Source organism: Kitasatospora sp. NPDC059160, assembly GCF_042755465.1.
GTDB lineage: Bacteria > Actinomycetota > Actinomycetes > Streptomycetales > Streptomycetaceae > Kitasatospora.
In genome coordinates this window covers 1-13,269 of record NZ_JBHZCN010000021.1, presented here as the reverse complement: position 1 = coordinate 13,269, position 13,269 = coordinate 1, and the positions used below count along the sequence as shown (strand labels likewise).

Genomic DNA, 13,269 nt, shown 5'->3' with positions numbered 1-13,269 from the left:
TTTCAGATTTCAACATCTGAAAGTTGAAAGCTGAAAGTTGAACCCTGTCAGCCCACCGGGCTGCCGCCCGCGGACCGCCAGGTAGGCTGCCCCGGCCAGCAGGAACGAACCACGAGGAGCCACCCGGTGCCCGAGCTGCCCCCTCCGATCACCGTCGTCGGGATCGGGGCCGACGGCTGGCCCGGCCTCGCCGCCGGATCCCGGGCCGCGCTGCAAGCCGCCGAGGTGGTCATCGGCGGCCCCCGACAGCTGGAACTGCTCCCCCGCGACACCGTCCCCGCCGAGCGCCTCGCCTGGCCGTCCCCGCTGCGCCCGGCCGTCCCGGGGCTGCTCGCCGAGCACGCCGGGCGCCGCATCGCCGTCCTGGCCAGCGGCGACCCGATGTTCTTCGGCATCGGCCGCACCCTCGCCGAGACCGTCGGCGCCGAGCGGTTGCGCGTCCTGCCGCACCCCTCCTCCGTCTCCTACGCCTGCGCCCGGCTCGGCTGGCCGCTGGAGGCGACCGAGGTAATCAGTCTGGTCGGCCGACCGCCGGCCACGCTCGCCCTCGCCCTCCACCCCGGCCGCCGGCTGCTGGTGCTCAGCGCCGACGCCGGCACCCCCGCCACCGTCGCCGCCCTGCTCACCGAGCACGGCTTCGGCACCGCCCGGCTGCGCGTGCTGGAGCAGCTCGGCGACAACACCCGCGAACGGGAGCTCGACGGCCGCGCCGACGACTGGCCGCACCCGCCCGGCGACCCGCTGAACCTGATCGCCGTCGAACTCGGCGACGGCCCGCGCGGCTCGCTCGTCCCCGGTCTGCCGGACGAGGCGTACGAGAGCGACGGCCAGCTCACCAAGCGGCACGTCCGCGCCGCCACCCTGGCCACCCTCGCCCCCTCCCCCGGCGAACTGCTCTGGGACGTCGGCGGCGGCTCCGGCTCGATCGCCGTCGAGTGGCTGCGCGCCCACCGGGACTGCCGGGCCGTCAGCGTCGAGCGCGACCCGGTGCGGGCCGACCGGATCGCCCGCAACGCCGCCGCGCTGGGCGTGCCCCGACTCCGGGTGGTGACCGGCCGCGCCCCCGAGGCGCTCGCCGAACTCCCCACCCCCGACGCCGTGTTCATCGGCGGCGGCCTCACCGCCCCCGGCCTGCTGGAGGGTTGCTGGGCCGCGCTGCGCCCCGGCGGACGGCTGGTCGCCAACACCGTGACGCTGGAGTCCGAGGCGCTGCTCACCGAGTGGTACCGGCGCCACGGCGGGGAGTTGGTCAAACTGGCCGTCGCCCACGCCGTCCCGGTCGGCGGTTTCACCGGGTGGCGGCAGGCCATGCCGGTCACCCAGTGGTCCGCCGTCAAGCCCAACACCCCCCAGGAGGACGCCTCGTGACCGTCTACTTCATCGGAGCCGGCCCGGGCGCCGCCGACCTGATCACCCTGCGCGGCCAGCGCCTCCTGGCCCGCGCCGAGGTCTGCCTCTACGCCGGCAGCCTCGTCCCGCGCGAGCTGCTGGACGAGTGCCCGCCCGGCGCCCGGCTGGTCGACACCGCCCAGCTCAACCTGGACCAGATCGTCGCCGAGCTGGTCGCCGCGCACGAGGCCGGCCGGGACGTGGCCCGGCTGCACTCCGGCGACCCCTCCGTCTTCTCCGCCGTCGCCGAGCAGATGCGCCGGCTGGACGCGGCCGGGGTGCCGTACGAGGTGGTCCCCGGCGTTCCCGCCTTCGCCGCCGCCGCGGCCGCGTTGAAGCGGGAGTTGACGGTGCCGACCGTCGGCCAGACCGTCATCCTCACCCGGATCGCCAAGCGCGCCACCCCGATGCCCGAGGGCGAGGACCTCGCCACCCTCGGCCGCAGCGGCGCCCTGCTGGTGCTGCACCTGGCGGCCGGCTACGTGGACGACGTGGTCGAGCAGCTGCTCCCGCACTACGGCGCCGACTGCCCGGCCGCCGTGGTCGCGATGGCCAGCCGCCCCGACGAGCTGGTGCTGCGCGGCACGCTGGCCGACATCGCCGGGCAGGTCAAGGCGGCGGGCGTGGTGCGCACCGCCGTCATCCTGGTCGGCCGCACCCTCGCCGCCGAGCAGTTCCGCGACAGCCACCTCTACTCGGCGGACCGCGAGCGGCCGCACGAGCCCTGCGGCGCATGAGCCCCGACGGCCGTACTCGCACCCCCGCCCACGTACTGGTCCTCGGCGGGACGACCGAGGGGCGGGCGCTGGCCGCCGCACTGGACGGCCGGCCGGGCCTGCGGGTCACCAGCTCGCTGGCCGGTCGGGTCGCCCAACCCCGGCTGCCCGTCGGCGAGGTGCGGATCGGCGGCTTCGGCGGCCCGGACGGGCTGGCCGACTGGCTGCGGGCCGAGGCGGTGGACGCCGTGGTCGACGCCACCCACCCGTTCGCCGCCGGGATGTCGCACAACGCCGCGCTCGCGGCCGCCGCCACCGGCGTGCCGCTGCTGGTGCTGCGCCGCCCCGGTTTCGCACCCGTCGCCGGGGACCGCTGGCACCTCGCCCCTTCCCTGACGGCCGCCGCCGCGCTGCTGCCCGGTCTCGGCCGCCGGGTCTTCCTCAGCTCCGGCCGCCAGGGCATCGCCGCCTTCGCCCACCTGGACGGGCTGCACTTCCTGGCCCGCTCGGTGGACCGGCCGGAGCCGCCGCTGCCGCTCTCGCTCGAAGTCCTGCTGGACCGCGGCCCGTTCACCCTCGACGGCGAGCGGGCACTGCTGCGCGAGCACCGGATCGACGTGGTCGTCACCAAGGACAGCGGCGGCGCGGCGACCGCGCCCAAGCTGACCGCCGCCCGTGAACTCGGGCTGCCCGTGGTCGTGGTGGAACGCCCACCGGTGCCGGCCGGCCTGCCGGTGTCACCGGACGTGGCGGGCGCGGTGCGCTGGCTGGAGCAGCGGGCCTGAGTCCGGGCCTGAGTCCGGGCCTGAGTCCGGGCCTTGTTCCGGGCGGGAAGCCGGTCGGGCGTCCGGGTACGTGTCCGGTCAGTGGAATATGGCGCGCGGGCACGCCGGTGGGACTGCCAGAGTGGCCGGATGACCGATGATCAGCGCACCATCACCCTGCAGACCGCCGACGAGCGGGCCACTCTGACCAGCTTCCTCGACCACCAGCGCGACACCCTGGCGATGAAGTGCGTCGGCCTCAGCACCGAACAGCTCCGCACCCGCGTGCTGGAGCCCTCCGCACTCTCCCTGCTCGGGCTGGTCCGCCACCTCGCCGAGGTGGAACGCGGCTGGTTCCGCAACGTCCTCAACGGCGAGGACAGGCGCGGCTTCTGGAAGCACCCCAACGACACCTCCGCCGAGTGGGACGTCGAGACCGCCGACCCGGAGGAGGCCTTCGCGGTCTGGCGCCGCGAGTGCGACCACGCACGGGAACTCGTCGCCGCCGCAGAGTCGTTGGACGTCCTGGGCCACTACGGCGAGGAGGCGTTCTCGCTGCGCTGGATCCTCACTCACATGATCGAGGAGTACGCCCGCCACAACGGCCACGCCGACCTCCTGCGCGAGCACCTCGACGGCAGCACGGGCGAGTAGCCCCGGCAGCGAGTCCCGGGGAGAGCGGCCGCACGGGCGCGCAGGCACGCGGGGGCCGGCGGGCCGGAAGGAGCAGGAATGCGGACCCGCCAGAAGGACCGCGACGCCCACGGGCCGCAGGAGCCCTGGAACGAGATCGTCCCCGGGCTCTGGATGGGCGGGCACTACTGCACCCCGCCCGGCGGTGAGCTCCAACCCGTCGTCGCCGGGCGGCAGTTCGACCTGGTCGTCAGCCTCTTCACGCTCCCCGGCCACGGCCCGGCCCCGGGGGTCGAGCACGTCGTCCGGGAGGTGCCCGACGAGCCGCTCTCCCCCGGTCAGCTGCTCGCCGTCCAGGAGGCCGCGGAACTCACCGCCGCCGCCGTGCGCCGGGGCCGCCGGACGCTGGTGCGCTGCCACTCGGGCTACAACCGCTCGGGCCTGGTGGTCGCCCAGGCGCTGGTCGCCCTCGGGCACGAGCCGGACGGGGCGGTCCGGCTGATCCGGGAGCGGCGGTCGCCCTGGGCGCTGAACAACCCGGTGTTCGTGGACTACCTGAACACCGGGTTGGACGTGGCGATCCTGCTGACCGGCCTCAGCGGTTGAGGCAAGCGCGGAAGGTGACGGACCATCAGATGTCGCGGAAGGTCTCGATCTGGGCGCCGATGGAGTTGAGGCGCTCGGCAAGGTCCTCGTAACCGCGGTTGATGACGTAGACGTTGCGCAGCACCGAGGTGCCCTGGGCGGCGAGCATCGCGAGCAGGATGACCACGGCCGGACGCAGGGCCGGCGGGCACATCATCTCGGCGGCGCGCCAGCGGGTCGGGCCCTGGACCAGGACGCGGTGCGGGTCGAGCAGCTTGACGTCCGCGCCGAGCCGGGTCAGCTCGGTGAGGTAGATCGCGCGGTTGTCGTAGACCCAGTCGTGGATCATCGTGGTGCCGTGCGCGGCCGCGGCGATGGCGGCGAAGAACGGCACGTTGTCGATGTTGATGCCGGGGAACGGCATCGGGTGGATGGTGTCGATCGGCGCGGTCAGCTTGGAGGGGCGCACGGTGAGGTCGACCAGCCGGGTGTGGCCGTTGTGGGCCCGGTACTCCGGGGTCCGGTCGTAGTCGAGGCCCATGCCCTCCAGCACCGCGAGCTCGATCTCCAGGAACTCGATCGGCACCCGGCGGATCGTCAGCTCGGAGGAGGTGACGACGGCGGCGGCGAGCAGGCTCATCGCCTCGACCGGGTCCTCGGCCGGGGTGTAGTCGACGTCGCAGCTGATCTCCGGGACGCCGTGGACGGTGAGGGTCGTGGTGCCGATGCCCTCGATCTTCACGCCCAGCTTCTCCAGGAAGAAGCAGAGGTCCTGGACCATGTAGTTGGGCGAGGCGTTGCGGATGACGCTCACGCCGTCGTGCCGCGCGGCGGCCAGCAGGGCGTTCTCGGTGACGGTGTCCCCGCGCTCGGTCAACACGATCGGGCGGTCCAGCGGGGTGCCCGGCTCGACCGAGGCGTGGTAGGCGCCGCCGGTGGTGGCGACCTCCAGGCCGAAGCGCCGCAGCGCCGTCAGGTGCGGCTGGACGGTACGGGTGCCGAGGTCGCAGCCGCCCGCGTACGGGATCGCGAAGTGCTGGGCGCGGTGCATCAGCGGGCCGAGGAACATCAGCACGCTGCGGGTGCGGCGGGCGGCCTCGACGTCCATCGCGGCGAGGTCGAGCTCGGCCGGCGGGGTGAGTTCGAGGTCGCGGCCCTCGTTCAGCCAGCGGCTCTTGACGCCGATGCTGGTGAGCACCTCGAGGATGCGGTAGACCTCCTCGATCCGGGCGACGCTGCGGATCGTGGTGCGGCCGGTGGTCAGCAGCGAGGCGCAGAGGATCGCGACGCAGGCGTTCTTGCTGCTGCGGACCTCGATCGCGCCGGAGAGGCGGGTGCCGCCGGTGACCCGGAGGTGCATCGGGCCGGAGTAGCCGAGGGAGACGATCTCGCTGTTGAGGGCATCGCCGATGCGCGCGATCATCTCAAGGCTGACGTTCTGCTTGCCCTGTTCGATGCGGTTGACGGCGCTCTGGCTGGTGCCGAGCGCCTCGCCGAGCTGCGCCTGGGACCAGCCGCGATGCTGACGCGCGGTACGGATGAGGGTGCCGATACGGGTGAGGTAGTCGCCTGTCACTCGGCAGACCATATCTCATGGTTGAGATGGCGCCAGAATCAAGAGCGGGCGCGGCACCACTTTTGTCCGTTTCTCACCCCGTATGAGCCCTGGATCTTCACATCACCGCACGACAGTTCTGAGGTTCCGCTGCACGGGTGAGTCGGCCGACCCCGGGCGCCGACTGGGCGCCGCTCAGGGGCCGAGCGGCTCCGCCCGACCGACGACGGCGCCCGAGCGGTCGATGCAGATGACGTCCACCGCGACCGGTGAACCGCGCAGCACCCCGAGCGCCGTCGCCCGGGCCGCCTCGGCGACCAGGTCCCCCAGCGGCACCCCGGCCGCCCGACACAACTGCACTGCCTCCAGGCCGGTGTTGGCCGCCGCCACCGCCGCGGCCAGCTCCTCGTCCGCCCCGCCCTGCCGGGCCAGTTCGGCCAGGTAGCCCTTGTCCACCTGGGAGCGCGCCGAGTGCAGGTCGAGGTGCCCGTGGGCGAGCTTGGACAGCTTGGCGAAGCCGCCCGCGATGGTCAGTCGCGGCACCGGGTGGCGCTTGAGGTACTTGAGGACGGCCCCGGCGAAGTCACCCATGTCCAGCAGGGCGTCCTCGGGCAGTCCGTGCACCGCGACCGCGACCTTCTCCGAGGTCGAACCGGTGCAGCCCGCGACGTGGGTGCGCCCGGCCGCCCGGGCCACGTCCACCCCGCGACGGATCGAGTCGATCCAGGCCGAACAGGAATAGGGGACGACGATCCCGGTGGTGCCGAGGATCGACAGCCCGCCGAGGATGCCGAGCCGGGGGTTCCAGGTCGAGCGGGCGATCTCCTCACCGTGGTCGACGGAGACCTCCACCACCACGTCCCCGCCACCACCGTGTGCCGCCGCCACCTCGGCCACCGCGTCGCGGATCATCTGCCGGGGCACCGGGTTGATCGCGGGCTCACCGACCGCCAGCGGCAGGCCGGCCTTGGTGACGGTGCCGACCCCGGGACCGGCCCGGAACACCACGCCGGTGCCGGGCTCGCCGAGCCGTACGGTCGCGCGGATCAGGGCGCCGTGGGTCACGTCGGGGTCGTCGCCGGCGTCCTTGACCACTCCGGCCGTGGCGGCGACCGGCCGCTGGGCGGCGGCGCGCGAGCCGTCGGCGGCGGCCGGCTCGGCGGCGAGGACCAGCTCCTCGACCGCGAGGGCGAAGGCGGGCTGCTGGCCCTTGGGGAGGGTGATGGTCACCGGGTCCGGGAACTCGCCGGTGAGCAGCGCCGCGTACGCGGCCTTGGTGGCGGCGGTGGCGCAGGCGCCCGTCGTCCAGCCGTGCCGCAGACCGCTGCTCTTCAGCTGACCGGCCCGGCCTCCCGCCCCGCCTCCCGCTGCGGCCACCTGCGCCTCGCTTCCGCAATCCGATCACGCCCGCCCCGACCACCGCGGTCGCGCCCGCCGATTCTCCCCCATCCACCCCGCCGCACGGCGCCCGGGGGCGTGCGCGCGGCCGAGGCCGGTACCCGGCCAGCGGCCAGCGAGGAGAGCCCCCCGCCGTTCTCGAACTGTTCTCCGCACGGGTCTCGCTCCGTGCGACTACCAGCGAGTAATCTGTCGCTCCGTTATTTAGCGGGTTCATGACGTGGTCCGGCGACCGGGGCACCCGGCCGGGCCGCCAGTATGTGGGGGTTTCTGTGGCAGGCATGAGACGTCGTACGTTCCTGACCGGCACCTCGGTGGCCGCCGCCTGGTCGGCCCTGTCCCTGGGCGGCGCCCAGCTCGCCTCGGCCGCGGGCCGGGACCGGGCGCTGGCGACCACGGCCGCGCGGGCCGTCAACGTCACCGGGACCACCCTGGAGCAGGTGGCCACGCCGACCGGGGCCGGCCCCTACAAGCGGCTGGCGGCCGGGCCGGGTTGGCCGCTGGTGGTGCGCGGGGAGCTCGCGGCCCCCGGCAGCGGGCGGGACGACCGCCGCACCGGGCTGGCCAGCTTCGTCCAGTTCAGCGACCTGCACCTGGTGGACACCGAGTCCCCGGTGCGCTTCGAGTTCCTGGCCAAGTTCAACGACAGCGCCTACCGGCCGCAGGAGGCCCTGAACGCCCGTGGCGTCTCGGCCCTGGTCGAGCGGGTCAACTCGCTCGCCGGCGGCCCCTACACCGGCATGCCGTTCAGCCTGGTGATGGCCACCGGTGACAACACCGACAACCACGAGCTGGCCGAGCTGGACTGGTACCTCACCGTCATGGGCGGTGGGCGGATGGCCCAGAACACCGGCGACCCGACCCGCTACGAGGGCGTGCAGAACTCCGGCAACTCGGCCTTCTGGAACCCCGAACTCGCCTACGCCGACGTCTACAAGGCGAAGGGCTTCCCGCAGGTGCCCGGCTTCCTGTCCGCGGCCGGCCGCCCCTTCGACGCACCGGGCCTCACGACCCCCTGGTACACCACCGTCGGCAACCACGACGACAGCATCGAGGGCTCGCTGCCCGACTTCGGACTGCTGAACGACCTCTACACGGGCGGGCTCAAGCTGGAGGGCTGCGACGACGCGACCGCCGCCCAGCTGATGGACTCGCTGCGGCGCGACCCGGCGGGCGCCGTCCTGCTGCTGGGCAAGCTGCTCGCGAACGGCGAGGCGGTGCGCCGGGTCACCCCGGACGAGCGCCGCCACCCGTTCACCCTCAAGCAGTTCGCCAAGGCCCACCTCGACCCGGCCGTCACCGGGGCCGGCCCCTACGGGCACGGCTTCACCTCGGACATGGTGAGCAGCGGCAAGCTCTACTACACCTTCCGGATCTCGGAGAAGGTCCTCGGCATCAGCCTGGACACCACCAACCAGGCCGGATTCGCCGACGGTTCGCTCGGCACCGCTCAACTGCGCTGGCTTGAGCAGCAGTTGAAGAACCACAGCGGGCACTGGTACGACACCAACGGGAACCGGGTGACCGGTGGCAGCACCGACGACGTGATCATGGTGTTCAGCCACCACACCAGCGGCTCGATGGGCAACCTGCTGCCCGACCCGCGCAACATCTTCGAGAAGCGGCACGACGGCAACGAGTTGACCGCCCTGCTGCAGCGCTACCCGAACGTGGTCGCCTGGGTGAACGGGCACACCCACATGAACAAGATCACCGCGCACGGCCACGCGGTGCCGGAGCGGGCGTTCTGGGAGATCAACACCGCTTCGCACATCGACTACCCGCAGCACGGGCGGATCATCGAGGTCGCGGACAACGGCGACGGCACCCTGTCGCTGTTCACCACGCTGATCGAGTCCTCCGCACCGTACGCGACGGACTTCGGCAGCACCTCGGACACCAACCTGGCGGCGCTGTACCGCGAGCTGTCGTACAACGACCCCAACGGCCGGGTCTCCGCCCTGCTCGGCGCCGGGGAGGACCACAACACCGAGCTGCTGATCACCAAGCCGACCCGGTGACGGCCGCCGGCTGACAGCTGACAGAGAACAGAAAACAGCTGACAGATTTCATCATCTGTCAGCTGTTCTCCGTCATCCGTTACACGTCCTCCGGGTACCGCCGGGGCGTCCAGACGACCTCGACCCCGCCGCCCCGCTCGACCGCCCGGGTCTGCGAGGAGCCGATCAGCAGGATGGTCCGCATGTCGACCAGCGCCGGGTCCAGCTCGCCCAGCCGGACGATCCGGACCCGCTCGGTCGGCCCGCCGACGTCGCGGGCCATCACCACCGGGGTCTCCGGCGCGCGGTACTCCAGCAGCAGGTCCCTGGTCAGGCCGACCTGGGTGGTGCGGGACTTCGAGCCCGGGTTGTACAGCGCCAGCACCAGGTCCGCCTCGGCGGCGGCGCGCAGCCGCTTGGCCACCACGTCCCAGGGCTTGAGCCGGTCCGAGAGCGACACCACCGCGTAGTCGTGCCCGAGCGGGGCGCCCGCCCGGGAGGCGGCCGCGTGGGCGGCGGTCATCCCGGGGACGATCCGCACCGGCACGTCCCGGTAGTGCGGCTCGCAGGCGACCTCCAGCACGGCGGTGGCCATCGCGAACACCCCCGGGTCGCCCGAGGAGACCACGCAGACCCGGTGCCCGCGCCGAGCGAGGTCCAGGGCGAACTCGGCGCGCTCCGACTCGACCTTGTTGTCCGAACCGTGCCGCCGCTGCCCCGGCCGCTCGGGCACCCGGTCCAGGTAGGTGGTGTAGCCGACCAGGTCGGTGGCCTCGGTCAGCGCACCGCGCGCCTCGGCGGTGAGCCAGAGCGGCCCGGCCGGCCCGGTGCCGACCACGGTCACGCTGCCGACGCCGTCCGCGAGCCGGACGGTCGGCTCCAGCGGTGCGACCTTGCTCGGCAGCACCGCCACCGAGAAGTAGGGGACGCTCTCCCCCTCGACCTCGGCGAGCGGCGCGATCCGCTCCCCGTCCATGAAGGCCCGCTCCACGTACTGGGCGTCCTCCAGCCGGCCGGCCCGCTCCAGCGCCCGCCAGACGGTCGGGAAGGTGCGGCCCAGCTTCATGATCACCGCGGAGTCGGCGGCAGCGATCCGCGCCGTGAGCTCCTCCTCGGGCAGCGTGCCGGGGATGACGGTGAGGGTTTCCTCGGCCTCGGTCAGCGGCTGCCCGAGTCGGGCGGCGGCCGCGCTGACCGAGGTCACGCCGGGCACCACCTCGGTCGGGTAGCGGTGCGCAAGGCGCTTGTGCATGTGCTGGTAGGAGCCGTAGAACAGCGGGTCGCCCTCGGCGAGGACGACGACGTCGCGGCCGGCGTCCAGGTGGGCGGCCAGCCGGGCGGCGGCCTCCTCGTAGAACTCGTCCAACGCGCCACGGTAGCCGCCGGGGTGGTCGGTGGTCTCCACGGTGAGCGGGTAGACCAGCTTCTCCTCGATCTGACCACCCGTCAGGTAGCGTTCGGCGATCGAGCGCGCGATGGAGCGGCCGTGCCGGGCGCTGTGGTAGGCCACCACGTCGGCCTTGCCGATGAGTTCGGCCGCGCGGACGGTCACCAGCGAGGGGTCGCCCGGGCCGAGCCCGACGCCGTACAGTCGGCCGGTCCCCTCGGGTCCGGCGGAGGCGATCTGACGGTCCGTCACTCTTCTTCGCTCGCAATCGCGTTGATGGCAGCGGCGGCCATCGCGCTGCCGCCGCGCCGGCCGCGCACCACCAAGTGCTCCAGGCCGGAGGGGTGTTCGGCCAGCGCCTGCTTGGACTCGGCGGCGCCGATGAAGCCGACCGGCACGCCGATCACCGCGGCCGGGCGGGGAGCGCCCGCCTCGATCATCTCCAGCAGCCGGAACAGCGAGGTCGGGGCGTTGCCGACGGCCACCACCGCGCCCTCCAGTCGGGGCAGCCACAGCTCCATGGCCGCCGCACTGCGGGTGTTGCCCATCGCGCGGGCCAGCTCGGGCACCGAGGGGTCGGTGAGGGTGCAGACCACCTCGTTGTCGGCGGGCAGCCGCTTGCGGGTCACCCCGCTCGCCACCATGTTGACGTCGCACAGGATCGGCGCACCGGCGTGCAGCGCCGCGCGCGCCGAGGCGACCACGCCGGGCGAGTACACCAGGTCCTCGACCAGGTCGGTCATCCCGCAGGCGTGGATCATCCGCACCGCGACCTGGGAGACGTCCGCCGGGAGGGCGGCCAGATCGGCCTCCGCACGGATGGTGGCAAAGGACTGGCGGTAGATGGACGCGCCGTCCTTCTCGTACTCGATCACTTCGTGGTCCTCCTGGCCTCGGCGACCGCCTCGGCCATCTCCTCGTTCGTCACGTCCACCGGAACGTCCGCGGGGGTTCCCGCGGTCGTGGCCGGCCCGTTCACCGTCACCCGGTAGCCGTGCCCCGTGGCGAGCACGTCCACCCACTGCCCGGCCGGGTGGCCGCAGCGCCGCTCGCAGCCCGACCAGTGGACGGGCAGTCCGCCGCCCCCGCCCGTCGGCGCCCCGCGGTCCAACGCCCGGGCCGCGTCGGCCCGTACGTCGGCCAGCGACTTGGCGCAGCCCGGCAGCCCGGTGCAGGCGGTGGCCCGCTCCCAGGCCGAGCCGGGCTCGGTCCGCAACCCCGCGGCCGCCAGCGCGGGCAGCCGGTCGGCGGAGGCGCCGGGCAGCACCGCGCCCCGCCAGGGGGTCAGCCGCAGTTCGCCGGTCGAGGCGGCGACCAGCGCGCGCCACTGGCCGGCGTCGGCCCGCCCGAAGCGCATGCCGACCGAGAGCCCGCCGGGCAGCGCGCCGATCCCGGGCCGTGCACCGGCCCCGGCGGCAGCGGGCCCGACGGCACCGGCCCCGGCGAAGGCGGGCAGCGGCACCGTGCCGGCCGGCAGCAGTTCGGGCACCTCGCGCAGGTGCCAGGCCTTGCGGCCGACGCCGCGCAGCGCGTCCAGGAAGGCGCGGGCCGCGTCCAGCACAGCCGTCACCTCCCGTCCGGCCTCGACCGGCTGCCCGTGGGCGGCCCGTCCGAGCCGCAGCAGCGCGGGGCCGTCCGAGGCTGCGATCAATGTCACATCGGCGTCGAGCGCGGCGACGTCGCCCCGCCCGTCGTCCAGCGCGAACAGGAACTTGCCGGAGAGTCCGGCCGCCCAGTCGCTCGCGCACAGCCGCGCGTCCAGTTCGCGGACCCAGGCCTGCACGTCGGCGTGCCCGGCCGCGTCCAGCCCGGCCAGCGGCGAGGCGACGATGTTGCGCACCCGCTCGTGGGTGTCCGAGGGCAGCAGTCCGACGACGCGCAGCCCGTCGGCGAGTTCGGCCCCGCAGTCCGCGGCCAGGCCGCGGAGTTGGACGTTGCCGCGCGAGGTGGTCTCCAACTCCCCGTCGCCCAGGGCCTCTGCGGCCTCGATCAGGGCCATTGCCTGACGGTCCGTCAGCAGTCCGCCGGGCAGTCGGACCCGGGCGAGGCCGCCGTCGTCGGCGGCGTGCAGGCGGAGCGCCCCGGGGCAGGCGTCGGCGCGCCCCCGGTCGGGCACGGCGGCGCCCGGCGCGGTGGCGTCGGGTGTCGGTGGCATGGCGGCGAGCATACAGATGATCCGATCGCTTGCCTCCGTCCGCTGCATCACACCGGCGGCACGCCGGGCAGCACGGCGGAGCACGCCGAACCGGCCGCCCGGCGCCGGTGAGCGCCGTACGCCGGGCGCCGTACGCCGGACAGTGCGCCCGCCCGTGCACCGGGCGGCGGCCCGCCCGTGCCCCGGGCCCGGCGAAGCCGCCCCTCCCCCAGGTCAGCCGTACCCCGTACGATGCTGGCGGGCGGTCCCCAGCGGGCCGCCCGACGCCAGCGACGGCGCAGGGGAGGAAACCGGTGCAAGCCCGGTGCGGTCCCGCCACTGTGACCGCGGTTCACCGGGAGACCGGTCGGCCGCGGGAGCCAGGAACTCCCGCCGTCCTCCACCGGCCCGGGGCGCGGACCCCGAGGAAGGCAGAAATGCACCAGCGCTGTCGCATGCCCGCGCCCGTTCCACCGGCCACCACCGCGGCCGACCCGGCCACCACCGCGGCCATCCTGGCCACCGAAGAGGCCGGGAGGTCCTTCGCATGATCCTGCTGCTGTCCACGTCCGACACCGACCTGCTCAGCGCCCGAGCCGCCACCGGACCGGTCCCGTACCGGCTCGGGAACCCGGCCCGGCTGACCCCCGAGGACCTGCCCGCACTGCTGGAGGGCACCGACCTGGTCGTGGTCCGCCTGCTCGGTGG

The 13,269-nt window shown here is 74.0% G+C and carries 11 protein-coding genes and 1 riboswitch; of the genes, 6 read left to right on the top strand and 5 right to left on the bottom strand.

Annotated features, from left to right (window positions below; translation table 11 throughout):
• Positions 1-126 precede the first annotated feature (126 nt).
• The 5 genes from cbiE (at position 127) to ACFXOZ_RS11445 (ending at position 4,108) form a co-directional block, all read left to right on the top strand.
• Complete coding sequence (cbiE, locus tag ACFXOZ_RS11465) at positions 127-1,368, top strand: precorrin-6y C5,15-methyltransferase (decarboxylating) subunit CbiE (protein WP_380589563.1); 1,242 nt, start codon at positions 127-129, stop codon at positions 1,366-1,368.
• Positions 1,365-2,126 carry a precorrin-4 C(11)-methyltransferase gene (gene cobM, locus ACFXOZ_RS11460; protein ID WP_360238836.1) on the top strand — a complete coding sequence of 254 codons (762 nt, stop codon included), beginning with the start codon at positions 1,365-1,367 and terminating at the stop codon, positions 2,124-2,126. The genes cbiE and cobM overlap by 4 nt, the downstream gene beginning before the upstream one ends.
• On the top strand, positions 2,123-2,890 hold the full coding sequence (locus tag ACFXOZ_RS11455) for a cobalt-precorrin-6A reductase (protein ID WP_380522601.1): 768 nt from the start codon (positions 2,123-2,125) through the stop codon (positions 2,888-2,890). Before cobM ends, ACFXOZ_RS11455 begins: the two co-directional genes overlap by 4 nt.
• A gap of 129 nt (positions 2,891-3,019) precedes the next feature.
• Positions 3,020-3,523: a DinB family protein gene (locus tag ACFXOZ_RS11450; RefSeq protein ID WP_380589560.1), complete on the top strand. Its 504-nt coding sequence runs from the start codon at positions 3,020-3,022 to the stop codon at positions 3,521-3,523.
• Between the two features lie 78 nt (positions 3,524-3,601).
• Complete coding sequence (locus tag ACFXOZ_RS11445) at positions 3,602-4,108, top strand: protein phosphatase (RefSeq protein ID WP_380522600.1); 507 nt, start codon at positions 3,602-3,604, stop codon at positions 4,106-4,108.
• Positions 4,109-4,133: 25 nt separating this feature from the next.
• On the opposite strand, the gene ACFXOZ_RS11440 is transcribed toward ACFXOZ_RS11445, so the two are convergent.
• Positions 4,134-5,663, bottom strand: coding sequence for a UDP-N-acetylglucosamine 1-carboxyvinyltransferase (locus ACFXOZ_RS11440; protein WP_375885038.1), 1,530 nt, complete (start codon positions 5,661-5,663; stop codon positions 4,134-4,136).
• Between the two features lie 174 nt (positions 5,664-5,837).
• Entirely contained in the window at positions 5,838-7,019 is a 1,182-nt protein-coding gene (locus ACFXOZ_RS11435; protein ID WP_380589557.1) for a cobalt-precorrin-5B (C(1))-methyltransferase, read from the bottom strand.
• 302 nt (positions 7,020-7,321) lie between these two features.
• Between ACFXOZ_RS11435 and ACFXOZ_RS11430 the strand changes: the two genes are divergently transcribed.
• A complete protein-coding gene (locus ACFXOZ_RS11430) occupies positions 7,322-9,061 on the top strand; it encodes a TIGR03767 family metallophosphoesterase (protein ID WP_375885033.1) in 1,740 nt (579 codons plus the stop codon).
• A gap of 79 nt (positions 9,062-9,140) precedes the next feature.
• Here the strand turns inward: ACFXOZ_RS11430 and ACFXOZ_RS11425 are convergent, their stop codons facing one another.
• From ACFXOZ_RS11425 to ACFXOZ_RS11415, 3 genes are read right to left on the bottom strand one after another with little or no spacing between them, the layout of a single operon-like run.
• Positions 9,141-10,679, bottom strand: coding sequence for a precorrin-2 C(20)-methyltransferase (locus tag ACFXOZ_RS11425; protein WP_380589553.1), 1,539 nt, complete (start codon positions 10,677-10,679; stop codon positions 9,141-9,143).
• Positions 10,676-11,302: a precorrin-8X methylmutase gene (locus ACFXOZ_RS11420; protein WP_375885028.1), complete on the bottom strand. Its 627-nt coding sequence runs from the start codon at positions 11,300-11,302 to the stop codon at positions 10,676-10,678. The genes ACFXOZ_RS11425 and ACFXOZ_RS11420 overlap by 4 nt, the downstream gene beginning before the upstream one ends.
• Entirely contained in the window at positions 11,299-12,582 is a 1,284-nt protein-coding gene (locus tag ACFXOZ_RS11415) for a hypothetical protein (protein WP_380589550.1), read from the bottom strand. Before ACFXOZ_RS11415 ends, ACFXOZ_RS11420 begins: the two co-directional genes overlap by 4 nt.
• Before the next feature lie 283 nt (positions 12,583-12,865).
• A riboswitch (cobalamin riboswitch) is annotated at positions 12,866-12,951 on the top strand.
• Positions 12,952-13,269 lie beyond the last annotated feature (318 nt).